This window comes from Amycolatopsis sp. NPDC043885 (genome assembly GCF_056435685.1).
Genome location: NZ_JBWKEA010000024.1, coordinates 101743 through 125185, shown reverse-complemented (window position 1 = coordinate 125185; position 23443 = coordinate 101743). Strand labels below are relative to the sequence as shown.

Annotated in this window: 22 protein-coding genes and 1 pseudogene; 8 read left to right on the top strand and 15 right to left on the bottom strand. The window is 68.7% G+C overall.

What is annotated here, in order from left to right:
* Nucleotides 1-326 precede the first annotated feature (326 nt).
* The 3 genes from AC069I_RS40655 to AC069I_RS40645 are packed head-to-tail and all read right to left on the bottom strand — an operon-like array spanning nucleotide 327 to nucleotide 3249.
* Nucleotides 327-1790 (bottom strand): M20/M25/M40 family metallo-hydrolase, encoded by a 1464-nt coding sequence (locus AC069I_RS40655; RefSeq protein ID WP_478228888.1) that lies wholly within the window; start codon nucleotides 1788-1790, stop codon nucleotides 327-329.
* Entirely contained in the window at nucleotides 1783-2610 is an 828-nt protein-coding gene (locus AC069I_RS40650) for a M55 family metallopeptidase (protein ID WP_478228887.1), read from the bottom strand. Before AC069I_RS40650 ends, AC069I_RS40655 begins: the two co-directional genes overlap by 8 nt.
* 42 nt (nucleotides 2611-2652) lie before the next feature.
* Entirely contained in the window at nucleotides 2653-3249 is a 597-nt protein-coding gene (locus AC069I_RS40645) for an Rv1733c family protein (protein ID WP_478228886.1), read from the bottom strand.
* Between the two features lie 284 nt (nucleotides 3250-3533).
* Here AC069I_RS40645 and abc-f point away from each other — a divergent pair, with 284 nt between their 5' ends.
* Nucleotides 3534-5156 carry a ribosomal protection-like ABC-F family protein gene (gene abc-f, locus AC069I_RS40640; RefSeq protein ID WP_478267742.1) on the top strand — a complete coding sequence of 541 codons (1623 nt, stop codon included), beginning with the start codon at nucleotides 3534-3536 and terminating at the stop codon, nucleotides 5154-5156.
* On the opposite strand, the gene AC069I_RS40635 is transcribed toward abc-f, so the two are convergent.
* Nucleotides 5140-6405, bottom strand: coding sequence for a family 1 glycosylhydrolase (locus AC069I_RS40635; protein WP_478228893.1), 1266 nt, complete (start codon nucleotides 6403-6405; stop codon nucleotides 5140-5142). The genes abc-f and AC069I_RS40635 overlap by 17 nt on opposite strands.
* A gap of 273 nt (nucleotides 6406-6678) precedes the next feature.
* Here AC069I_RS40635 and AC069I_RS40630 point away from each other — a divergent pair, with 273 nt between their 5' ends.
* Nucleotides 6679-7431 carry an LLM class flavin-dependent oxidoreductase gene (locus AC069I_RS40630; RefSeq protein WP_478267741.1) on the top strand — a complete coding sequence of 251 codons (753 nt, stop codon included), beginning with the start codon at nucleotides 6679-6681 and terminating at the stop codon, nucleotides 7429-7431.
* 83 nt (nucleotides 7432-7514) lie between these two features.
* Here the strand turns inward: AC069I_RS40630 and AC069I_RS40625 are convergent.
* Nucleotides 7515-8212, bottom strand: a pseudogene (locus AC069I_RS40625) (PIG-L deacetylase family protein).
* A 177-nt stretch (nucleotides 8213-8389) separates the two neighbouring features.
* Here AC069I_RS40625 and AC069I_RS40620 point away from each other — a divergent pair.
* Nucleotides 8390-9481: a glycoside hydrolase family 5 protein gene (locus tag AC069I_RS40620; RefSeq protein ID WP_478228883.1), complete on the top strand. Its 1092-nt coding sequence runs from the start codon at nucleotides 8390-8392 to the stop codon at nucleotides 9479-9481.
* 72 nt (nucleotides 9482-9553) lie between these two features.
* Here AC069I_RS40620 and AC069I_RS40615 read toward each other — a convergent pair whose 3' ends face one another.
* From AC069I_RS40615 to AC069I_RS40600, 4 genes are all read right to left on the bottom strand, one after another.
* Nucleotides 9554-10441 (bottom strand): sigma-70 family RNA polymerase sigma factor, encoded by an 888-nt coding sequence (locus tag AC069I_RS40615; protein ID WP_478228882.1) that lies wholly within the window; start codon nucleotides 10439-10441, stop codon nucleotides 9554-9556.
* A gap of 12 nt (nucleotides 10442-10453) precedes the next feature.
* Nucleotides 10454-11095 carry a hypothetical protein gene (locus AC069I_RS40610; protein ID WP_478228881.1) on the bottom strand — a complete coding sequence of 214 codons (642 nt, stop codon included), beginning with the start codon at nucleotides 11093-11095 and terminating at the stop codon, nucleotides 10454-10456.
* Nucleotides 11096-11519: 424 nt separating this feature from the next.
* A complete protein-coding gene (locus tag AC069I_RS40605) occupies nucleotides 11520-12554 on the bottom strand; it encodes a 4Fe-4S binding protein (RefSeq protein ID WP_478228880.1) in 1035 nt (344 codons plus the stop codon).
* The gene (locus AC069I_RS40600) at nucleotides 12551-13732 is read right to left on the bottom strand and encodes a thiolase family protein (protein WP_478228879.1); all 1182 of its coding nucleotides are present in this window, start codon (nucleotides 13730-13732) and stop codon (nucleotides 12551-12553) included. The genes AC069I_RS40605 and AC069I_RS40600 overlap by 4 nt, the downstream gene beginning before the upstream one ends.
* Nucleotides 13733-13821: 89 nt before the next feature.
* On the opposite strand from AC069I_RS40600, the gene AC069I_RS40595 reads away from it, so the two are divergent.
* A complete protein-coding gene (locus AC069I_RS40595) occupies nucleotides 13822-14268 on the top strand; it encodes a winged helix-turn-helix transcriptional regulator (protein ID WP_478228878.1) in 447 nt (148 codons plus the stop codon).
* Nucleotides 14269-14314: 46 nt separating this feature from the next.
* On the opposite strand, the gene AC069I_RS40590 is transcribed toward AC069I_RS40595, so the two are convergent.
* On the bottom strand, nucleotides 14315-14893 hold the full coding sequence (locus AC069I_RS40590) for a DUF2867 domain-containing protein (protein ID WP_478228877.1): 579 nt from the start codon (nucleotides 14891-14893) through the stop codon (nucleotides 14315-14317).
* Nucleotides 14890-15174 carry an antibiotic biosynthesis monooxygenase family protein gene (locus tag AC069I_RS40585; RefSeq protein ID WP_478228876.1) on the bottom strand — a complete coding sequence of 95 codons (285 nt, stop codon included), beginning with the start codon at nucleotides 15172-15174 and terminating at the stop codon, nucleotides 14890-14892. The genes AC069I_RS40590 and AC069I_RS40585 overlap by 4 nt, the downstream gene beginning before the upstream one ends.
* 93 nt (nucleotides 15175-15267) lie before the next feature.
* Between AC069I_RS40585 and AC069I_RS40580 the strand changes: the two genes are divergently transcribed.
* The gene (locus AC069I_RS40580; RefSeq protein WP_478228875.1) at nucleotides 15268-15834 is read left to right on the top strand and encodes a TetR/AcrR family transcriptional regulator; all 567 of its coding nucleotides are present in this window, start codon (nucleotides 15268-15270) and stop codon (nucleotides 15832-15834) included.
* 60 nt (nucleotides 15835-15894) lie between these two features.
* Nucleotides 15895-16896, top strand: coding sequence for an RNA polymerase subunit sigma-70 (locus tag AC069I_RS40575; protein WP_478228874.1), 1002 nt, complete (start codon nucleotides 15895-15897; stop codon nucleotides 16894-16896).
* Between the two features lie 4 nt (nucleotides 16897-16900).
* On the opposite strand, the gene AC069I_RS40570 is transcribed toward AC069I_RS40575, so the two are convergent.
* The 4 genes from AC069I_RS40570 to AC069I_RS40555 are packed head-to-tail and all read right to left on the bottom strand — an operon-like array spanning nucleotide 16901 to nucleotide 19269.
* Complete coding sequence (locus tag AC069I_RS40570) at nucleotides 16901-17485, bottom strand: dihydrofolate reductase family protein (RefSeq protein WP_478228873.1); 585 nt, start codon at nucleotides 17483-17485, stop codon at nucleotides 16901-16903.
* 55 nt (nucleotides 17486-17540) lie between these two features.
* Complete coding sequence (locus tag AC069I_RS40565) at nucleotides 17541-17687, bottom strand: hypothetical protein (protein ID WP_378444531.1); 147 nt, start codon at nucleotides 17685-17687, stop codon at nucleotides 17541-17543.
* Nucleotides 17684-18907, bottom strand: coding sequence for a hypothetical protein (locus AC069I_RS40560; RefSeq protein WP_478228872.1), 1224 nt, complete (start codon nucleotides 18905-18907; stop codon nucleotides 17684-17686). The genes AC069I_RS40565 and AC069I_RS40560 overlap by 4 nt, the downstream gene beginning before the upstream one ends.
* Nucleotides 18904-19269, bottom strand: coding sequence for a cupredoxin domain-containing protein (locus AC069I_RS40555; protein ID WP_478228871.1), 366 nt, complete (start codon nucleotides 19267-19269; stop codon nucleotides 18904-18906). The genes AC069I_RS40560 and AC069I_RS40555 overlap by 4 nt, the downstream gene beginning before the upstream one ends.
* A 111-nt stretch (nucleotides 19270-19380) precedes the next feature.
* On the opposite strand from AC069I_RS40555, the gene AC069I_RS40550 reads away from it, so the two are divergent.
* Both AC069I_RS40550 and AC069I_RS40545 read left to right on the top strand, forming a co-directional pair.
* The gene (locus AC069I_RS40550; protein WP_478267740.1) at nucleotides 19381-21171 is read left to right on the top strand and encodes a hypothetical protein; all 1791 of its coding nucleotides are present in this window, start codon (nucleotides 19381-19383) and stop codon (nucleotides 21169-21171) included.
* Between the two features lie 392 nt (nucleotides 21172-21563).
* Nucleotides 21564-23348: an ABC transporter substrate-binding protein gene (locus AC069I_RS40545; RefSeq protein WP_478232930.1), complete on the top strand. Its 1785-nt coding sequence runs from the start codon at nucleotides 21564-21566 to the stop codon at nucleotides 23346-23348.
* Nucleotides 23349-23443: the final 95 nt, after the last annotated feature.

Below are 23443 nucleotides of genomic sequence, written 5' to 3'. Positions count from 1 at the left end.
ACCGCCCGACACATCACCCTCCGACTACCCGCCAACTGGCCCTGGCAACACCACTACCAGGCCCTCTTCACCGCAACACACCGAACACCCTGACCACCCGCCCCGACCACCAGACCACAGTGGACACACCGGATGCGACGACCGGCAACCCACCCTGCCCACCCCGCCACACCATGATCAACAACAGCAAGCAAGACCAACACTCAAACCCACCGGTGGATCCAGGCTCAACGTCCCAAATCCTTCATAGACGCGAGACCGCCCCGCTCCCCGCCCTGTACCGAACAGTCAGTTTCGCTCGCCGGTACAGATGACGCTGCGGTGCCTCAGCAGTGCTCGAGGAAATGCCGCAGCACCCGCGTGCCGAACCGCAGGCCCTCCACCGGGACGCGCTCGTCCACCCCGTGCGCCATCGCGCGGTACGGGAAGCCTTCCGGCAGCCACAACGGAGCGAAGCCGTAGCAGTCGATCCCGAGCGGGCTGAACGCCTTCGCGTCCGTGCCGCCGCCCATGCAGTAGGGGACGACGACGGCTTCGGGGTCTTCGGAGCGCAGCGCCTCAGCCATCGCGTCGAACCACGGCGAATCCACCGGGGCCTGGACCGGCGGCTGGTGTGCGACGAACTCGCGGCTGACGCCCTCGCCGAGCATCGCGTCGAGCTCGGCGAACAGGTCGGGCTCGGTACCGGGGAGGACTCGGACGTCCACCTGGGCCTCGGCCGAAGTCGGGATCACATTCACCTTGTAACCGGCGTCGAGCATGGTCGGCGTCGTGCTGTTGCGGACGGTCGGCACCACCAGCGCGCCGGCGGGCCCGAGGCGGGCGATCGTTCCGTCCACATCGGACAGATCGATCGGGACGCCGAGCGCCTCCCCGGTGCGTTCCAGAAACGCTTGCACCGTGGGTGTCAGCTGGACCGGCCACCGGTGCGCGGCGACCTTGCCGAGCGCGGTGACCAGCCGGGTGACCGCGTTCTCGTCGTTGGGGCGCGATCCGTGGCCCGCGCGGCCCTTGGCGGTCAGGCGCAGGTGCGCCGTGCCGCGTTCGGCCGTCGCCACCGGATAGAGCCGCACGGTGCGGCCGTCGGCGGCGGGGACGTGGTAGGTGTACGCGCCCGACTCGCTGATCGCTGCCGCGCAGCCGTCGAACAGGTCCCGGTGCGTCGCGGCGAGCCAGTGTGCCCCGTACTCGCCCTTGTCCTCCTCGTCGGCCACGAACGCCAGGACGATGTCCCGCCGCGGCCGGAAACCCGTGGCAAGGGCGGCGAGCACCATCGCGCAGAAGTCCTTCATGTCGACCGCGCCGCGGCCCCAGAGGAACCCGTCGCGGATCTCGCCCGAGAACGGATCCACCGACCAGTCGGCGGCGTCGGCCGGGACGACGTCGAGATGTCCCTGTACGAGCAGCGCGGGCAGATTCGGGTCGGTGCCGGGCACCCGGGCGATCACGTTCGCGCGGCGGGGCGCGGACTCGATGATCTTCGAGCCGATCCCGAGTCCCGAAAGCAGCGATGCCACGTACTCGGCCGCATCGCGCTCGCCCTCGGAGTCCCCGTTGCCCCGGTTCGTGGTGTCGAACCGGATCAGCCGCGAGCAGATTTCGACGACATCCAGGTCAGCGTTGTTTCGGGAACCCGCGTCCGCGATCGCGTCGCCAGGGCGCACCTTTTCACTGCTCGGCACGTCGTCGCCGACGGCGCCCTGCCGCCGCGATAGCGGGGCCTGCGGCCGGGCGAGTTCCGCGTTGGCAACACGGTCGGGAAGTTCGCCCTGCGTTTCCAGCTCAGCCATAGATACCCTGCACCGCCCCGGCCGCGATCGCCGTGACGATCTTGAACGCCTTCATCGCTTCGGTCATGTCCGGCGCGTCGAAGCCGACCCGCCGCACGCCGATCTGTTCCACCGTCGGGATCACCGCCGCAGCCTGCGCGAGGTGGCTCGCGTCGAACTCGACCTCGATCCGGTGGGGCGTGGTGAATCGCTCGACCCGGCCCGCCCGGTTCATCGCGTCCGCGGCGGCCGAGCTCAGCAGTTCGGCCGTCCTCGCGGGCGGCAGGCAGATCGCGGCGTAGCGGCTGACGCACTCCTTCACCGTGACCAGTTCGGCCTCCGGCGCGTAGTCCTGGGCATCGTCGCAGGCTTTGTCGTCACCGGAGACGACGAGCACCGGGACGCCGTACTCGGCGGCCATCGCGGCGTTCAGCCTGCCTTCGCTGGCGGGGACGTCGTCGAGCCACACACCGGTGATCTGGTTCTCGAGGTACGTGTGGGACAGGACGCCGTCGAATCCCGCGCCGGCGTGGTAGCCGAGGAAGACGACGCCGTCCACGCCGGTCTCGATGCCTTGCATCATCGAGAGCGGCTTGTGCCTGCCGGTGAGCATGCGCGCGCGGCCGTCGAGGTCTTCGAGCAGGAGGTTCCGCTGAGAGGAGTGCGCCTCGTTGACCAGCACGTCGGTGGCGCCGGCGTCGAACAGGCCCGCGACGGTGGCGTTGACGTCACCGGTGAACAGGCGGCGGAATCGCTGCCACTGCTCGGTACCGGGGATGACGTCCTCGGTCCAGGTGACGCCGGTGGCGCCCTCCATGTCCGCCGAGATCATGATGCGCATGCGGGGCACCCTAGCCGAGGCGCTTTGCCCTCGCCGCCGGGATCAGGGCCAGGAGCCGGAACGCGGGTAGACCGCCCAGGCACGCTCCCAGGCCGCCGCGCGCCGCCGGTCGAGCACCAGCCGGACGATCCGGTGGAACAGGACGAGCGCGCCGACCACGGCGAACCAAAGCCAGAGTCCCACGAGCACGGAATCGAATACCGCCGTCGACGCGTTCCTCGGGGCGGCGGTGAGCTCACCGCGGGCGTCGATCCAGATCGGCACGGCCGATCCGGCGGGGCTGCCCGGCGTCGCGAGGACACCACCGGTGTGCCGCGCGCCGCGCGAGTCGGTCCAGGTCGCCGCGGTGGTGGAGTTGTCGGTTCCGACGCTCTCGCTGTCGACGATGCGGACGGGCGCGGCCGTCAGCAGGTACGCGGTGGCGGTCTGGCGTCCGGTGGCGTCGGCGGCGGCCGCGGCGACCTGCCTGCCGTGGTTGGCGGAGCCGACGGTGGCCGCGACCGGGATGGCGAGCAATGCCGCGAGGATGACGATCTTGAGCACCAGGGCTTCGAACCGGTCGGAGCCGCGGGCCAGCGAATTGTGACCAGGGAAGAGCCGTCGCCGGAACCGGGCGATCGGACCGCTTGACCCGTGCACGAGGAACCCCATTCCCTCAGACCGCGAAAACCTCCATCTTCGATTCTCGGTCACCGGGGCGCCGCTGTCGCGGTATGGGGACACAGACCACTCTGTGAACCCGTACACAACCTTTAATTCGTTTTGCCCGTCCGCGTTCCACCGCTACCGTCTTCGGCATGGGGATTTTCTTCACTCTGTGATTCTCGCCTTCGACGCGGCCCTGGCGTAGAGCCTTCGCTCCGCCGGGCCGCGTCCTTCCGCACGCGCTCTTTTTCCCTTGCGAGAATCAGGAGGACGCCCCTTTGCGTACCCCGCATCAGAATCCCGGAACACAACTCGTGCTCTCCGGTGTCACCAAACGTTTCGACGACCATGTCGTACTCGACCAGGTCTCCTTCACCGTCAAACCGGGGGAGAAGGCGGGCGTCATCGGCGACAACGGCGCGGGCAAGTCCACGTTGCTGAGGCTGATCGCCGGCCGGGACCGGGCGGACAACGGCACGGTGACCGTCACCGCGCCCGGAGGCGTCGGCTATCTCCCGCAGACGCTGGAGCTGCCCGACACCGCCACGGTCGGCGACGCGATCGACCTCGCGCTGGCCGACATCCGGGACCTCGAGTCACGGCTGCGGGCAGCCGAAACAGCGCTCGAAACCGCCGAAGACCTGGCCGCTTACGGGGACCTCATGACCGTCTACGAAGCCCGTGGCGGTTACGAAGCCGACGCCAGGGTGGAGGTCGCCCTCCACGGTCTCGGGCAGCCGGGCCTCGGCCGCGGCCGCGTGCTGGGCAGCCTGTCCGGCGGTCAGCGGTCCCGGCTGGCGCTCGCGGCCACCCTGGCCGCTTCGCCGGAACTGTTGCTGCTGGACGAGCCGACCAACGATCTCGACGACGAAGCCGTCGCCTGGCTGGAGAACCACCTTCGCGGGCATCGCGGCCGGATAGTCGCGATCACCCACGACCGGATGTTCCTCAGCCGGGTCACCAGCACGATTCTCGAGGTCGACGCGGACCGCCGGACCGTGCAGCGGCACGGCAACGGCTACGCGGGTTACCTCGCGGCGAAGGAGGCCGCGCGGGCCCGATGGGTCCGTGAGTACGAGGAGTGGCGGCTGGAGAAGGCCCGTTACGAAAGGATGGCGGACGTCAATATCGACCGGTTCTCGGCGATCCCGCGCAAGGCCCCGGCGGCCTTCAGCGGGGCCGGCGCGTTCCGGGCCCGATCCCGGGCGCACGGGGCGATGAGCCGGATCCGGTCGGCACGCGAGCGGATCCAGCGGCTCGAGGCGGACCGTGTTTCGCCGCCGCCGGAGCCGCTCCGGTTCACCGCGCGGATCGCCGCGGGGGAGACCGAGGCCGATCAGTACGTGGTGAAGGTGGACGACGTGTCGGTCGACGGCCGTCTTCCGCGGACGTCGCTCAGCGTGCTGCCGGGCGAACGGGTCCTCGTGACCGGGCCCAACGGGGCGGGCAAGACGACCCTGATGCGGGTGCTCGCCGGCGAGCTGGCGCCGTCGACGGGGTCGGCGGCGCGGACGGGCCGGATCGGGTTCCTGTACCAGAATGGCGGACTCGCCGCCGACGCTCGAACCGTTCTGGCGGTCTTCGCCGGGGACGGTGACGAGGACGAGGCGGCCGGGAGGTTGCTGTCGCTGGGCCTGTTTCGGGCGCCGGATCTGCGCAAGCCGGTGCGGGAGCTGTCCATCGGGCAGCGGCGGAGGCTCGAACTGGCTAGGCTCGTGACGGCCAGGACCGACCTGCTGCTGCTCGACGAGCCGACCAACCATCTCGCCCCGGATCTCGTGGAGGAGATGGAGCAGGCGCTCGCGGAGTACGCCGGCGCGCTCGTGGTCGTCACCCACGACCGGCGGATGCGGCGGACGTTCGAGGGCAGACGACTGGAGCTGGTCACTTCAGCGGCATGAGCGGTCCGTCCACTTTGGCCGGGTTGAGGCAGCTGTTCAGCCCGTCCACGAGGGAACAGGTCCCCGGACCGCGCTTGAGCCGGAAGCCCTGCGGCACGCCACCCGCCGTCACCAGAGCCTGGTACGCGGGAACGGCGTCCGTGGGGCGCCGGGTCAGCGCGGGATCGGTGAGAGCGTCCACTGTGTACAGTCCGAACCGGGCGCGATAGCTGCCCCATTCGTAGTTGTCGGTGAGGCTCCAGTAGTTGTAGCCGATGAGGTTCATCCCGTCGGCCTTGGCTCGCTGGAGCCAGTACACCGTGTCGCGGACATGATCGCCGCGGGTGTAGTCCGCGTCGCGGAGCTTCCCGTTGTCGGTCGCCATGCCGTTTTCGACGATGTAGAGCGGCATCCGCGGGAACCGGTCGTGGTAGCCGCGCAGCGCGTAGTAGATGCCTTCGGGCTGGAGCTTCACGTCCCAGAACTTGTCGGTCGCCGCGGCGAACACCGTCCAGTTGTCGATGCTCAGGCCGTAGTAGTAGTCGATCCCGATGAAGTCGAGCTTGTCCTTGACCTGGTCGAGGAAGAACCAGTCGGCCATCCCGTTGACGCCGGTGATGTAGGCCTGGTTGCTGGTGACCTTCGAGGTCGGATCGAGTTCGTGGATCAGGTCGTAGGCGCGCCGGTGCGCCTGGACGATGTTGGACTGCGCCGCGAAGTACCGCGTCGCGTTCAGCGCCCCGACCTTCTGTTCGTTCTTGAGGAAGATGAGCGGTTCGTTGAACGTCACCCAGAGGACGTCCTGACCGGCATAGCGCTGGACGATCTTCCGGCTGAACTCCAGCCACGCGTCGGCCGTCCGCGTCTCCGCCCAGCCGCCCTGATCGAGCGCCCAGCCCGGGTAGACCCAATGGTTGAGCGTGATCATCGGGGTCATACCCGCGGCCCGGACCTGCCGGAACACATCGTCGTAGAAGGCCAGTTCGGTTTCGTCCCACCGTCCTGGCGAGGGCTCGACGCGAGCCCACTCGATGCCGAAACGGTAGGTGTTGACGCCGAGCCCGGCCGCGAGGCGGATGTCGGCGGCGTAGCGATGCCGGAAGTCCACGGAGTCGCGGTATTCGTCGACGCCGTCCTTGCCGGCGGAACGGTCCACGAACCGCTTCCAGTTGCTGTCCGGAGCGCTGCCCTCGGACTGATAGCCCGACGACGCGACGCCCCAGTAGAAGTCCCGGGACCAGCCGTCGTCCTGCGACGCGGACGCGTTCACCGCGGAGAGTGTCGCGCATAGTGAGACGGCGACCACCGAGGACAGCGCCCGGCGTAACCTTCCCCGATGCTCCGGCCACTTCGTCGATCGTTCACCAGCGTCCGCCATCCTCGGGACGCTAACGTGGGTGAACGGCGTAAACAAGCGGCCGTCCGGGGACTTCGACGATGACGTTGGGGAGATGATCGACTTGACCGGCAGCACGGTCCGACACGCCGTCTATCTGCCGCCTTTCGGCCCGTTCGGTGAGCCGGGGGTGCCGTCGACCTCGCCGTGCGCGCCGAGGCGGCGGGCTGGGACGGGTTCTTCCTGTGGGACCACGTGGTCGCGGACACCATGCCCATCGCGGATCCGTGGACGACGCTCGGCGCCATCGCGCACGCCACCAGCCGGCTGCTGTTCGGTCCGATGATCACCCCGCCCGCCCGGCGGCGGCCGTGGGTGGTGGCGCGGCACGCGTCGACGGTCAGCAGGCTCTCCGGCGGGCGGCTGATCCTCGGCACCGGTCTCGGTTCGGACGAATCCGGTGACTTCAGCCGGTTCGGCGAGCAGACCGACCTGCTGACCCGGTCGGCGATGTTCGACGAGGGTCTCGACGTCATCCGCGCGATCTGGTCCGGCAGGCGCTTCGACCACGACGGCGCGCACTACCAGGTCGCGCTCGCCGAGGCCCCGCCCGAGCCGTTCCGGATCCCGATCTGGGTGGCGAGCTCCACCGACAATCCGCGCGTCGTCCGGCGGGCGGCGTTGTGCGACGGGATCTTCCCGAATCCGGAGGACCACACGCCGACCGCCGAGGAGATCGCGGAGACGCACCGTGCGCTCGGCCTCGCCGGGCTGGAGCCGGGCCGTCCCTTCGACGTCGCGGTCGCCGGGAACGCGAGTCCGGCGTGGGAGGAGCCGATCAAGGTCGACCTGCCCGCGCTGGGGCAGGCCGGGATGACGTGGTGGATGGAGTCGCTGATGCATCTGGACCCGCTGGAGCTTTCGCAGAAGATCGTGGACGCCGGTCCGCCTCGGTGGTGAGCGGCCGCTCGGCCTCGTGAGTGGTAAGGACGGTTAGAACCGTCCTTACCACTCACGAGACCTGCCCCAAGTCTCTCCGGCACTCACTGTCCACAGTGGACCCAGGATCCGCCGCGCGGTGTCGCGTCGACGTACCACTCGCGGTTGAACACGAAGCCGAAGAGTGGCGCCGGAATCCGGGTGAGCACGCGCATCAGCGGAGCGAGCCTGCCGTTGCCGCTCACCTGCGAGGAATAGGCGGCGATCGCCGCCTGCTTCTGGCGCGCGAAGCGCCGGACGTCGAAGGTGTGCGTGATCTCGGACTTGGCGCTGTAGGCGCGGAGAAGCGCGTCGACGACGTCGCGGGGGATCGTGGCCTCCAGTAGACGGACGTCGCCCGCTTGCCGACCCCGTGTACCTTGACGTGGTCGCGGTGACCGTAGCCGCCGTTGCGGTCGTAGCTCAATAGGACCGAAGCCCCCTCTTCGCGCAGGATCGCCACGAGCCGCGCCGCCGCTTCGTCGGTGCTCGCGCGGACGAAGCGGACCCAGTCCGGCGGGTCCGGATAGAGGATCGCGCCGTGACCGCTGCCGGCGTAGCCGAGATGAACGACGCGCGCGACGCCCAGCACCTTCGCGCTCGCCTCGGGTTCGGCCCGGCGCGACGCGTCCGCGCCCCGCATGCCGATGGTGGCGACGACGAGGACGACACGGTGGCCGTCCGCGGCGGCGCGGGCGAGGGGGCCGCCGGTCAGCAGGGCTTCGTCGTCGGGATGGGCGTGGAAGGCCACGATGGTCGTCATGCTCCGAGCATGTCAGTGGTCGTCGGACCGGTCGGCGGTGAACTCTTGACCGTCCGTCGACCCTGTGGGTAATCTTCCCTTTACTTTCCAATAGTAAGGAAAGTTTCTTATTTAACTCCGCCGCCCTGACCGTCGGCGCGCCAACGTCGGTGCCGTCGACGCGAGAGGAGAAGCCGAATGCGTTGGGACAAGATCCGCCTCCGGGTGACGGCCGCACTGGCCGCCGGACTGCTGGCCCCGGTCGCGACCGCGAGCACGTCGACGGCGGCCGAGACCGCGGCCGAGACCGCGGCAGAGCCCGCAACGCAGGCAGCCGCCGCGCTGCCGCCGGGCAGTCCGGCGGCGATCAACGGACAGCTGAAGGTCTGCGGTCTCCAGCTCTGCAACTCCGCAGGCAAGCCGATCCAGCTCCGTGGCATGAGTACCCACGGCATCCAGTGGTTCAGCCAGTGCGTGAAGACCGCTTCACTCGACGCGCTGGCCAACGACTGGAAGGCCGACGTCCTCCGGATCTCGATGTACATCCAGGAAGGCGGCTACGAGACCGACCCGCGCAAGTTCACCGACATGGTGCACGGGTACATCGAAGAGGCCACCAAACGCGGGATGTACGCCCTGGTCGACTGGCACCAGCTCACCCCCGGCGACCCGAACGCGAACCTCAGCCGCGCCAAGACGTTCTTCACCGAGATCGCCCAGCGGCACAAGGACAAGACCAACATCATCTACGACATCGCCAACGAGCCCAACAACGTCAGCTGGGACCGGGTCCGCAGTTACGCGGAGCAGATGATCCCGGTCATCCGTGCTCAGGACTCCGACGGCGTCGTGCTCGTGGGCACGCACGGCTGGGGCTCGCTCGGCATCTCCGACGGCCGCGACGAGACCGACATCATCAACAACCCGGTGCGCGCCAGCAACTTCATGTACACGTTCCACTTCTACGCCGCGTCGCACAAAACCGAGTACTTCAACGCGCTGAGCCGCGCCGCGAGCAAGATCCCGCTGTTCGTGACCGAGTTCGGCACCCAGACCGCCAGCGGTGACGGCGGGAACGACTTCACCAACTCGCAGAAGTACCTCGACTTCCTCGCGTCGAAGAAGATCAGCTGGACCAACTGGAACTTCTCCGACGACAGCCGTTCGGGCGCGGTGTTCAAGCCGGGAACCTGCTCGGGCAGCTCGTTCACCGGTACGGCGCCGCTGAAGCCCGCCGGTGTCTGGATCCGGGACCGCATCCGCACCGCGGACAACTTCCCGACCTCCTGATCCCGGCAGCGCGCACGTCAGGAAAGGGTCGTTCAGGACGTTTTCCGTCCTGAACGACCCTTTCCTGACATTTCAGCCGAGCGGTTCGAAGTCCAGCGCGGCCAGGCGGTCCGGATCGGCCAGGATGTCGATCGCCGCGATCTTGCCGCCCACGACGGTGAACGCGAAGACCGTCGTCGGGACGCCGTCCTTGGTGATCACCATCCCGGCCGCGCCGTTGACCAGCGCGGGACGCGGGACTCCGCCGTCGCCCGCCGAGCGGAACATGAGCGCCTGGCTCGCCACTGTGGCCGCCCCGCGCACGAAACGCGAGGTCCCCGCCGGAGCCACGCCACCCTCGGCGCGCAGGATGACGTCCGGGTCGAGCACCGAAACCAGCGCGTCGAAGTTGCCGCCCCGGGCGGCGGCGAAGAACGCGTCGACGACTTCCCTCTGACGGCTCAGATCCGCGTCGGGGACGGTCGGCGAGCCCTGCAGACGGCGGCGCGCGCGGCTGGCTAGCTGCCGGGTCGCCGCGGAGGACCGGCCCACGATCGGCGCGATCTCGTCGAACGGCAGGGCGAACATGTCGTGCAGGACGAACGCCAGCCGCTCGGCGGGGTCCAGGGTGTCGAGCACGACCAGGAGCGCCAGCCCGACCGAGTCTGCCAGCAGTGCTTGGTGTTCCGGGTCGATCCCGCCCTCACGGCCGATGATCGGGTCGGGGAGCTGCGCGCCGACCGGCTCCTCCGGTCGCGACTTGCGGGAGCGCAGCATGTCGAGACAGATCCGGCCGACGACGGTGGTCAACCATCCGGCGAGGTTGTCCACGTCGCCGGAGTCCGACCGGCTCAGCCGCAGCCAGGCCTCCTGCACGGCGTCGTCCGCTTCGCTCAGCGAACCGAGCATCCGGTACGCCACCGCCCTCAGATGCGTCCGGTGCCCTTCGAAGCGCCGTGCCAACCAGTCGTGTTCGTCCACGGTCCCCATCCTTCATCGATCAGTCGTAACCCTGACGCGTGGGGGATCGGAGATGTGACAGGTCTTCAGCCGCGGATACCCGCTCGGATCGCCGGGGTGCGCATCGCCTTCGCCGCCGCGCCCAGGTGTGAACCGAGCGTCAGGGTCACCGCGACGGCGACGATGGCGAGATAGGTGCCGATCGTCGCGACCGCCACCAGGACGGTGCCCTCGGTACCGACGAGCCGCAGGACCTGCGACGGTGTTCACCAGCATCACGGCGGCGAACAGCGCGATCATGCCGGCGACGACGTAGTTCAGGGTCTCGGTACTGCTCGCGATCTCGACCGGTGCGGTGACTGCGGCGTTCTCGATGGCCTGCATGTGCAGCGTCCCGGTAGCGATCCCGGTGAACAGGATGATCGGCACCAGCACCCCGGCCATCTGGCGGCTTCGGACCCGAAGGTGCGCAACCGTGAGGTGACCGGTGACGCCCGCGCGTCGCAGCCGAGCCGGCAGCCAGCACGATCGCGGCGACGGCCATCTGGAGGGGCTGGTCCGCCAGGTATCGACGCCCGCTTCGCGAATCGCCTCCACCGCTCCGCGTCGGGGCACCTGCCGCGCGGCGACCGTCCCCGCCGCCAGGGCCGCGAGAAGGGTGATGTCGGTGCCCATCGAGACCGCGATCGGGCCGAACCGCGCCTCCAGCCCGGCCGGGACGCGGCCGGTGTCGCGCCGACACTTTTCAGCAACGCCATCTCCGGGGCGCGTTGCCGGATCAGTAGTGAGAGCGTCGAAAGCGTCGCGAACAGGACGATCACCAGGCCCCAGCCACCGACGACGCCCGCCATGATCAGCAGCGTCTTCGCGGTCTCCGGCCCAGCGGCGGTGCGAGTGTCCAAAAGGGACGTGAATGTCATCAGGATCGTGGCGCCGAAGAACAGCGCGACGAAGCTCGCGATGAATCCGGTGGTACGACGGCGGAGCGACGAGAACGCCAGCTCGGTCGCGATCATACGGAAGGTCCTCCCCAGGCTTTGCCGCGAGGCCGGCCGTCATCGGACAGGGACAGGCCCCCGGACGCGGGGTAGGGACGGCCCTACCGTCGCGGGTAGCCGCCGTCGACCTCCTTCACCGGCTTGTGGGGGAAACGGCGTTCGGCGTAGGCCTTCGCTGCCGATCCTTCTCGCACGTACAGCGTCTCCACTTTGTCCTGCAACGGCTTCACGACGTTTCCGAGAAAGCCGCGCCGATCTTCGAGGTACGGGCCGAGCACGTCTTCGCCCGCCGGACAGACCGCCATGCAGTACGCGGCCTTGTAGTTCGGCTTGAACGCGAGGCTCTGCCACATCGACACGTTCTCCGAGTCGGTCACCCTGGACCGGAAGTCGGCGGCGTCCTCGCTGTCGGCCACGGTCTGCGCCCAGTCGGTGAAGCCGCTCATGAACTCACGGTAGTTGTGCGTCGAACAGGCGAGGAAGTCGAATTCGCCGGTCTTCGAGATCGCCCCGATGGGACAGGCGGCGACGCACAGCTTGCACTCCAGGCAAGGGTTATAGTCGAGAGCCTCGCCGTAGGTGGACACCTCGGCATCGACGAGCAACGTCGCGAGGAGCACGAAGTTGCCGAACTTCGGGTGGATGACGTTGCGATGCAGTCCCATGGCGCCGAGACCGGCCGCGACGGCGACAGTCTTGTGCGCGACGACCCAGATCCGGCCGGGATAGTGCTCCATCTCCATCGGGAACGTCGCGGACGGGTTGATCGCGCGGTATCCGGCGTCCTGCAGCGTCCGGACGATCTTGTGTCCGGCCTCGTTGATGATCTCTCCGGCGCGATGGAACTCCTGGTTGGCGACGCTGCGGGCGGGGGAGCGGACGTCGTCGCGGTTCATCCGCACCACGAGCGAGACGAGGGTCTTCGTGCCGGGAAGGGCGCGCTCGACGTGCTCGCGTTCGCCCGCCAGATCAGGATGGTCGAGCGAGACCGCGGCCGCGTCGTCGGCGCCGGCGGCGAGACAGATCTCCTTGAGCCAGGCGGCGTCGATCACCGGGGACGGCTTGTCCCGCGGTTTGGCGAGTACCGCCCGCACCGACGGATGATCCGCCAGCTTCTTGGGGAGCCTGCCGGTCACAACGCCTCCAGGATTGTCGCGTTGGCCTGGCCGCCGCCTTCGCACATCGCCTGCAGGCCGTACCGGGCGCCGTGGTGGTGCAGCGCGTTGACCAGGGTGCCCATCAGGCGGGTCCCGCTCGCGCCGAGCGGATGGCCCAGCGCGATCGCGCCGCCGTGGACGTTGACCTTGGCCGGGTCGGCCCCGGTTTCCTGTTGCCACGCCAGTACGACACTGGCGAACGCTTCGTTGATCTCGAAGAGGTCGATGTCCGCCAGGCTCAGCCCCGCACGCCGCAGCACCTTCTCGGTCGCCGGGATGACCCCGGTGAGCATGAGCAGCGGGTCGGATCCGGTGACGGCGAAGCTGTGCAGGCGGGCGCGCGGGCGGAGGCCCAGCCGGGCCGCGGTCGCGCTGGAGGTGATGAGCAGGGCGGAGGCGCCGTCGTTGATCGGGCTGCTGTTGCCAGCGGTCACCGACCAGTCGATCTGCGGGAAACGCGCGGCGACAGCCGGATCCTGGAACGCCGGGCGCAGCTTGGCGAGCGTTTCGAGGTCGGTCCCCGGCCGGACGGACTCGTCGGTGGACACCCGGCCCGACGGTGTCTCGATCGGCACGATCTGGCTCGCGAACCGCCCGAGTTGGTGCGCCCTGGCCGCCTTCTGGTGCGAGGACATCGCGAACTCGTCCATGGCCTGGCGGCTGAGCGACCACTTCGCGGCGATGAGTTCGGCACTGATCCCTTGGGGCACCAGGCCTTCCGGGTAGCGGGCGGCGACGCCCGGGCCGAGCGGATCGGTGCCCGGGAGGACGTTCGACCACATCGGGACGCGGCTCATGGACTCGACGCCGCAGGCGATGACGACGTCGTACGCGCCGGCCATCACGCCCTGCGCGGCGAAGTGAACGGCCTGCTGACTGCTTCCGCACTGCCTGTCGACGGTGGTCGCCGGCACGGTTTCCGGCAGCCCGGCCGCGAGCGCCGCCCACCGTGTGACGTTCTGGGCCTGTTCGCCGACCTGGTCGACCGCGCCGCCGATGACGTCGTCGATCAGCTCCGGATCGAGGCCGTTGCGTCGGACGAGAGCCTGCAGCGTATGGGCGAGCAGCTGGACCGGATGGACCCCGTGCAGGGCGCCACCGGGTTTGCCCTTGCCGATCGGGGTACGGACGGCGTCGACGATGACCGCGTCGTGCACGGCTGCCTCCAGGGGTGAGTTGGTATCTCCAACTCACTGTGGCATCGAGTGGGTTGGAAATCAAGACTCACTGGGTTTACGCTGGTCGCATGACCGAAGGACCGAGGGACTGCTCGATCGCCAACGCGATGGAGGTGATCGGGGAGCGCTGGAGCCTGCTCGCGCTGCGCGAAGTGTTCTTCGGTGCGCGGCGGTTCGACCAGATCGTCCGCAACACGGGGGCGAGCCGGGACATCCTGACCGCGCGGCTGCGGAAGCTCGTCGAGACGGGAATCCTCGAAAAGCGGCTCTACGAGGAGCATCCGCCGCGCTACGAGTACGTGCTCACCGAGGCCGGGCACGCCCTCAATCACGTGCTGCTGAACCTCATGGCTTGGGGCGACGCGCACGTCACGGAGGGGCCGCCGCCGACGGTGTGGCGGCATTCGTGCGGCGAGGTCCTCGCCCCGGAGACCGTATGCGCGCACTGCCGCGAACCGGTGCGGGAGAAGGACATGACGCTGGTACGGAGCAGTCGTCGCGCCACTTCCTCGTGAGTGGTAAGGACGGTTCTAACCGTCCTTACCACTCACGAGGCTGGTCTCAGGAGTGGCTCGTCCATTCCCGCGCGATCATCCGCATGAGCGCCGGATAGATGATCAGGTACCGGAACGGCTTGATGAATTCCATGTACACCCGGCCGAACAACCCGTTGGGTTTGACCAGCACCGCCATCTGACCGCGATACCCGCCACGCCCGTCTTCGACCCAGGCGATGTGCAGGACGCCGTGCATGGTCCGGTTCGCCATTTCGGCGGCGAATTCGTCGTCGAGCCGGTAGAGCGGGGTGAACGGAAGCCAGTCCTCGTCCGGGCCGGTGGGTGTGCCGCGAAGGTCTTCCGGCAGCTTGCCGCGGAGCGATCCCACTCGGGTGTCGAGGCCGGAATTCCGTTTGTCCAGCCCCAGTAGGCGACCGAGCTTCCAGCGCAGCGCCCACAGTGCCCGGACGGGGGGTGGCGCCCCGTCCGGGAAATTCCCCGACGAGAACTGCACCACCAGCTTGCCGAAATCGTCCGGCCCGCCGGGTGTTCCGAGCGCCCAGACGTCTTCGAGGTCGAAGTCCCCGGCGATTTCGTGGATCCGCCACGAACGTGTGGTGTGGGCCGTGTTCGCGAGCTTCATGCCGACACCAACTGGACGATCTCGCGCGGACGGACCTCGCGGTCGTCGAAGGCGACGTCCACGTCCGCCAACCCCAGAGCTTGCATCGAGGCCGCCTGGGCCGCCTCGGATTCCCGGCGCACGATCGACACCACGGCGTCACCCGCGGTGGTGACCCGGCATTCGGCGGCGAGACAGCCCGGCGTGCAGCGCAAGACGTCGGCGACTCGCCGGACTCGCGCGACGAATTCGTCGTGGTGATCGGTGTGCGGGTAATGCGTGGCCACGAATCCGACAGTCATCGTCGTTGTTCCTCCCAGTGGACTTCCGCCATCTATACGGTAGCGTATATATCGTCCTAGTGGTGCCGGAGTGACGGGAGATACGGTGATCCCATGGCCGCCGCAACCCGGACCCCGCCGAGCGCCTGGATCGACGCGGGGCTGCACGCTCTCGCCGCCGGAGGTCCCGACGCCGTGCGCGTCGAGGCGCTCGCGAAAGCCCTGGGAGTCACCAAAGGCGGGTTCTACGGCCATTTCGCCGACCGGGGGGCGCTATTGGAGGGAATGCTCGCCACGTGGGAGCGGATGAGCACCGACCTGCTCTTCGAAAGCGTCGAGAGCACAGGCGGTGACGCCAGGGCGAAGATCCGGCGCGCGGGTCTGCTCGCCGGCGATCGTCTGCTGCCGATCGACCTCGCCATCCGGGATTGGGCCCGGCGCGATCCGGCCGTGGCCGAGCGGCTCCGGAGGGTCGACAACCAGCGAATGGACTACCTGCGTTCCCTCATGCGCGAGATCTTCGCCGACGAGGACGAGGTCGAGGCCCGTTGCCTGCTCGCGTTCTCACTCCTGATCGGCAAGCACTTCATGGCCGCCGACCACGGTGGCCGTACCCGGGACGAGGTCACCGAGCTGGCCGGAGCACTGCTTCTCGGCGGTCGGCCCGGTCATGACGGCTGAGGCGGGCCACCACGTCGTCAGTTCCGGTAGCCCTCGCATCCAGTGGAAGGATTGATGACGATGACCGACGCTGGAGCGCTGCGCGCCGACGCGGCCACGTTCATCGCGGCGGCCCGCTCCAGCGATACCGCGCGGTTCGCGCTCATCACGGAGCGCCACCGGCGTGAGCTGCAGGTGCACTGCTACCGGATGCTCGCGAACTACGAGGACGCCCAGGACATGACGCAGGAGACGTTCCTGCGGGCGTGGAACAAGCGGGAGTCCTTCAAGGGCCACGCCACGTTGCGGACCTGGCTGTACCGGATCGCGACCAACGTCTGCCTCGACTTCCTGGAGAAGCGCGACGACCGCACGCCCGCACCGTCCGAGCTGCCGGACTCCGAGGTGCTGTACCTGCAGCCGTACCCCGACCGGATGCTCCCCGAGGACCCGCAGGAATCGGTGGTGGTGCGGGAGACGATCGAGCTGGCGTTCATCGTCGCCGTCCAGCATCTGCCGCCGCGCCAGCGGGCGGTGTTCATCCTGCGCGACGTCCTCGGCTGGCCGGCGTCGAAGGCCGCCGACGCCCTCGAGGTGACCGTCGCGTCGGTGACCAGCGCACTGCAGCGGGCGCGCGTGACGATGCGGGAGCGGCTGCCCGGCAGCCGCCTCGATTGGCGGAGCCCCGCCACCCACGAGCTGTCGGATGACGAGCGCGGAGTGGTGAAGTCGTACATCGAGGCCCATGAGCGCAACGACCTCGACGGGCTGATCTCCCTGCTGCGGGCCGACCTGCGCTTCGCGATGCTGCCCGATTCGGGCACCGCGGTCAGGACGGCCAAGGACGCGGTGGACGGCTGGGTCTCCGGCGGGCTCTTCCAGCGCGGCCACGACGACTGGCGCGGTATCACCACGACGGTCAACCGCATGCCGGCCGCCGCGCTCTACCTGCGCACCCCCGGCGATCCGGAGTACCGGCTCTTCGCCATCGCTGTCCTGCGCGTCGTCGACGGGAAGATCGCCGAGCTCACCGGATTCGACGCCGCCGGCAAACCATGGCTGGACGTGCCCCCGGCACTGTGACCACTCAGCGCCTTGTCTCGTATCGGGTCAGCACCACACCGCCGGGAAACGTCCGTGTCTCCACCAGGGCCAGGTTCACCCAGTTGTCCAGGGCGGTGAAGAACGGCGTGCCGCCGCCCACCAGGACCGGATGGGTGACCAGCACGTACTCGTCGATCAGCCCGGCCCGCATGGCCGCCCCGGCGAGCGTCGCGCCGCCGATGTCCATCGGACCGGCGTCCTCGGTCTTGAGCCGGGTGATCTCGGTGACCGCGTCGCCGGTGACCAGGCGGGTGTTCCAGTCGACCGTGCCGGTCGTCGAGGAGAACACCACCTTCGGCATGTCCCGCCAGCGGCGGGCGAACTCGGTCTCCGCCGGGGTGGCGCCGGGCTGCAGGCCGGCGGTCGGCCAGTGGGAACTCATCGCCTCCCACAGCTTGCGTCCGTACAGCGCCAGGCCCGTCGCCGCCACCCGGTCGGACCACCACCCGAACAGCTCGTCGCTCGGTGACGAGTCCGGTCCGTCACCGCCGCTCCAGCCGAGGTCGTCGCCGGGCGCGGCGATGTAGCCGTCCACGGTCAGGTTCATGCCGAAGGTCAATTTCCGCATGGCGTCAGCCTCCTGTGAGTCGATCTCACACGTACTGACGGGGGCGGCGCGAAAACTAATCGTCGTCTTCTTCGGGTGTCGTCGGGACCTGCTTGCGCGCGACGTAGACGAGCAGCCCGATGATCACCACGGGGCCGGCGAAGATGAGGATCTCGTCCCAGCCGCCCTGGTGCATCATCACCACCCGCGCCGCGATGGTCATGAGCCGGAGACCAGCGCGATCCCGAGCGCGGTGTAGCCGATCATCAGCGCCAGCATGGGGTACTGGCCCACCTTGACGTAGTTCGAGCGCAGCACGCCGACGGAACGGTCATGCGCCGAGGTTACGGCCAGCACGTGCCCGGCGACGATCCCGGCGATCTGCACCAGCGCGATCACCCCGGCCGAGACGACCGTGTAGTCGATCGCGCGGCCGAATCCCTGCTGGCCCGAGAACACGGCGAACGAGAAGTAATGCGCGACCGTGTAGCCGACCATGATCGGGATCAACGACGGCGCGAACGCGGGATACGGGTCGAACCCTCGGCGCAGATACGGCCTGGTCAGGCTGATGGCGCCCGCGTAGGCGCCGTAGGTGAGCGCGATACAGACCGCGAGCCCGGCGGTGCCGCCGAAGACGCCCGCGTCCAGCGACGTCCAGAACGGAAGCCGGGTGAGGCCGTCGAACGCCGTCGAGCCGAGCACCACCAGCACCAGCGCGGTCAGCCAAGGCGCGGGGGAGACGGTGAGCAGGCCGTCCAGCGGATTCCGGATCACCAGGCGCCCATCTGTCCGCCTCCCGAAAGGGGAGAGGGCCGCGATCAGGCGCGCATAGACCTCGAAAGCGTCGCCGCGGTCGAACCAGCGCGGACCGAACACCGCCCCGAGAGCGATGTGTATAACGGCATACACGGTGGCGAAAAGAGCGATCGCCCTGGGCGAGTCCGAATGCGGAAACACCAGTTCCAGCCAAAGAAACGCCAGGAGGCCGACGATCGCGGGCAGGTAACCCAGTCGATCCGGGAGTTCGCGCCGTCGCGCGGGGATCAGTGCCGCGATCGTCCTCAGTGGATTCAACCGCGGCCAGACCGGGCCGAGCAGGAGCGAAAGCGGGACCAGCCCGACCCAGAACCAGACGTAGAACCACGCCGGAGCCGGGTTGCCGGCCGAGTTGTCCGGGCCTGCCCATGCCATCGCGAGGAAGCCCGCGAACAGCGCCAAGCCGAGTACGCGCGCCGCGATCCGCGAGAACCCACCATCGGCGAACCGTTGCAGGACCTCGGGAAGGGGGCGGCCGGCGTCGGCGCCGCGGAGTTTGGGCTTCTTCCAAAGCACGGTGAGCGCGAAGAAGGAGACCACGACGGCCGCCGCTCCCGCGTAGAGCGCGAGCCACAGCGGGACCGGCAGATCGGACCGGCCGCCGAGACCGTGCGCCAGGATCATCCGCTCACCCGGAGCTTGGTCACCGCCGCGCCGCTCTTGTGCAGTTCCACCTCGAAGATCCCGTCGATGTTCGCGGTGAAGGCGACCGTCCCCGGAACCCCGGGAGACAGCTGGGCGGCCTTGTCGTAGCCGTGGACGTGCAGTTCGTCCGGCTGGTCCGACGTGACTTCGAGCGCGACGTTCTCGCCCGTGCGCACCGCGACCTCTTCCGGCCCCGCCGTGCGCTTGCCCTCGGTGATCGAGAACTTGACGGTCCGGGTGCCGGCGCCCGGCGCCTGTTCGGAACCGGTCGTTCCCGAACAGCCGGTCACGGCCAGCAGTGCGGCCACGGTGATCCCGCGGATCCCGCCGATCCTCCGCATCGAGGTGCCTCCAAGTCGTACGCCCCGGCTTGCCCGGCCGGGACCTTGCGCCTATCGTGTTACCCCAAGGTAACAGTTACTCAGGTTAGCAGGAAGGCGAGCACGGTGTTCATGGCTCAGGAGAGCCCGCCTGCCGGCGGCGCGCAATTCGGGCAGATCGTCATCGCGGGCCTGATGTTCACCGCGGTCTTCCTGCCCTTGGCCCTTTTCGTGCTCCGCGAGCGCGCGGGGAAGCGGACGGTCTTCGGCCGCGTCGCCGACTGGATGGGCGGGTTCAGCGGTCTGCCGCGCTGGGCGGCGCTGCCGATGTTCGTCGCCTTCCTCTCCGGGATGTCGGCGCTGATCGGCGTCTACTGGGACGTGCCGATCCACATGGAACTCGGCCGCGACGAAGGCCCGCTCGCGAACCCTTCGCATTACCCGATCTACTTCGGACTGATGGGCATCTTCGCCAGCGGCGTGCTCAGCGCGACCCTCGCGACGAAGGACCTGCCCAAGCGCACGTTCAAGATCGGCCCGCACTGGCGGGCGCCGATGGGGTCCATCCAGATGATGGCGACCGGCCTGGTCGGCATCGCGGGCTTCCCGCTCGACGACGTGTGGCATCGCCTGTTCGGCCAGGACGTCACCGAATGGGGACCGACGCACGTCCTGATGATCGGCGGCGGCGTCTGTGTCGTGCTGGGCCTGCAACTGCTGCTCGGCGAGGCCCGACAGGTCGGCGCGACCGGGCCGGTCGTGCGCCTGCTCGGCCCGGTGCTCGCCGGTGCCTGGATGATGGGTGCTTCGGCGTTCCTCATGGAGTTCGACCTCGGCGTCCCACAGTTCCCGATGCTGTCGCAGGTCGTGCTCGTCGGTCTGATCGGCGCGTGGACGCTGACCTACGGGCGGCTGTCCTGGGGGCCGGGCGGCGCGCTGATCGTGCTCGTGGTCTTCCTCGCGTCCCGTGCTTCGTTCGCCGTCATCCCGCTGTTCGCGGACCTGCACGTGGCCTCGCTGCTGCCGTACGTCGCCGAAGCGGTGATCATCGAGGTCGTCGCCCTCGCGATGCGCAACCGGCAGGGCTACACGTTCGCCGCTGTCGCCGGTCTGCTCGTGGGGACCGCCGGGATGCTCGCCGAGGCGGCGTTCACCCACTGGCTGATGCCGAACCCGTGGCCCGCCGCCCATCTGCCGCTGTTCGTCCTGTTCGGGACCGGCGCGGCGCTCGCGGGTGCGTTCATCGGTGTCTGGCAGTACCAGCGAGTGGAAGAGACGGCGACGCGGGTGCCCGCGGCGGGGCCCCGGCACGCCGTCGGACTCGTCGGCGCGCTGGGCGCGGTCGCCCTGATGTCGGCGGTCGCCGTCCCGCAGGATCCGGAACCGGGGTTCACTGCCGACGTCCGGCTGACCGAGGCCGCGACCGGGCTGCCGATCTCGAATCCGCACGGCGGCGGCACACCCCGCTGGGTCGACGCGACCGTGACGATCTCGCGGCCCGACCTGGCCGACGATGCCGTGTGGCTCAACGGTTTCGCTTGGCAGGGCGGCGACTTCTTCACCGCGCCGCTGGAGAAGATCGGCGACGGGGTGTACCGCACCGCCCAGCCGTTGCCGGTGTTCGGCCAGTGGAAGACCGGGATCCGCGTGCACGTCCCGAACCGGGTGATGGGGCTCGCCCCGATCTACGCGCCCGCCGACCCGGCCGCGAACGCGCCGTCGATCGACGCGACGTCCGGCACGCGCCCGTTCATGTCGGAGATCGAGTTCCTGCAACGGGAGCGGAAGTCGGACACGCCCGCCGTGCTGTGGACTGTCGCTTACGTGACCGTGGGGCTCATCTTCGCCGGTATGTGGGCGCTGTTCGCGTGGCTCTACGCGGCCGCGGCCACCGCGCGGCGGCGTGAGGTCCCGGTCGGCTGACGCCTCGCGTTTCGTCCTCTGAATGCGGTACTTGCGTGTGCAACTACCGCATTCAGAGGACGAAACGCTTTGCTCTCACTTCGTCGCACGTATCGATTGGGCATCATCGCGCGCAAGGCTTTTGCAAGCCCGCTTCCCTTGAATACCCAGGACACTGCACGTGTTGCCCGTTCGCGCGCCGAAATGGTGACACAGCGCAACGTCGATGAGACGTAAAGTAGCTGCCGACCACGCGACGACATCCGCTGTGCACGATCGGTATTGGCGAGTCATTGCGCGGTTACCGCGACATGTGGTTACTTTTCCGCCTCGGGGGTTGGGTTACAGCGAGTTTCGATGGGGTGGTCTTCGTGCGCACAGAGCGTTTTCCGAAGCGACGGCGCGGTCTTCGCGTGGTCGCGGTCCTCGCCGCTTCGGCGGTCGCGACGGTGCCTTTCGTGCCCGCCGCGTCGGCGCAGCAACAGGGCAAGGTGCTCCGGGTGGCGCTCACGACCGGCATCGACCACCTGAACCCCTTCACCGCCCAGCTGGCGGCGTCGACGCAGGTCGGCCGGTTCAACTACGAGTTCCTGACCCTGCCCTCGGCCGAGGACACCCAGCCCACGGGCGGGATCGCGGAGTCGTGGAAGACCTCCGACGACAAGCTCACCTGGACCTTCACCATCCGCCAGGGGATGAAGTGGTCCGACGGCAAGCCGATCACCGCGCAGGACCCCGCGTACACCTTCCAGCGGATGCTCGACGACGAGAACGCCCGCACCGCGAACGGCAGCTACGTGACCAACTTCGCCTCGGTGTCGGCACCCGACGACAAGACGCTGGTCATCAAGACCAAGGCCCCGCAGTCGAGCATGACCTCGCTCGACGTCCCGATCGTGCCCAAGCACATCTGGGAGCCGATCAAGGATCTCAACGCCCCCTCGACCGACGACATGGCCGTGGTCGGCGTCGGCAGCGGACCGTATCTGCTGACCGAGTACAAGAAGAACGAGTTCGTGAAGTTCAAGGCGAACAAGGACTACTGGCGTGGGGCGCCCAAGGTCGACGAGCTGCAACTGTTGCAGTTCAAGGACGCCGAGGCCGCGGTCAACGCGCTGAAGCAGGGCGAGGTCGACGTCATCAACCGGCTCACGCCGACGCAGTTCGACGCGCTCAAGGGCGAGAAGAACATCACCACGAACAAGGCGCCGGGCCGCCGGTACAACGAGCTCATCATCAACTTCGGCGTCAAGAACGTCCTCGACCAGCCGATCGGTGACGGCAACCCGATCCTGAAGGACCTCCGCGTCCGCAAGGCGATCGCGCAGGCCATCGACACCAAGACCATCGTGGACAAGGTGATGAACGGGTACGGCCAGCCGGGGACCGGTGTCGTTCCGGCGATCTACAAGGCCTACACCTGGAGCCCGTCGGACGCCGAGAAGACCAAGTTCGACATCGCGGCCGCGAACGCCACCCTCGATCAGGCCGGCTACGCCAAGGGTGCGGACGGCATCCGCGTCGCCCCCGGCGGCGCGAAGCTGGAGTTCCGGCTCGCCGGTCACGCGAACCGGCCGTTCGACCAGCGCACCGCGCAGTTCGTCAGCGGTTGGCTCAAGGACGTCGGCATCGGTGTCAAGCAGGAGCTCGTCTCCGACGACGAACTGGACGACCGCACCACCGCGGGCAACTACGACCTCGCGATCTCCGGCTACGGCACCTCACCCGACCCGGACTACGCCCTCAGCCTGAACACCTGCGCCGGCCGCCCGAACGCGGAGGGCAACGGCGGCAGCTCGGCGACGTTCTTCTGCGACCCGCGCTACGAAGACCTGTACAAGAAGCAGCTGACCGAGTTCGACCCGGCGAAGCGCGCCGAACTCGTCAAGCAGGCTCAGGCGGTGCTGGCGGGTGAGTACGTCGACGTCGTCCTGGACTACGACAACGTGCTCGAGGCCTACCGCTCGGACAAGTTCTCCTCGTTCACCAAGCAGCCGCAGCCCGACGGCGCGATCCTCGAACAGTCCGGCTACTGGGGCGTCTACGGCGCCACTCCGGCCGACGCCGCCGCGGCGGGCGCCGAGGAAAGCAGCAACACCGGATTGTGGATCGGCATCGGCGCGGTCGTGCTCGTGGTGCTCGTCGGCGGCGGGGTGCTGCTCGGGCGGCGCGGCAAGTCGGCCGACGACCGGGAGTAAGCACCTGTCGGCGGAGCTGAGATCTACTCCGAGAAAGGGACACAACGCGTGAACCAGTCTGGCTGGCCGCTCGCGGACGCGGGTTCACCGACGAA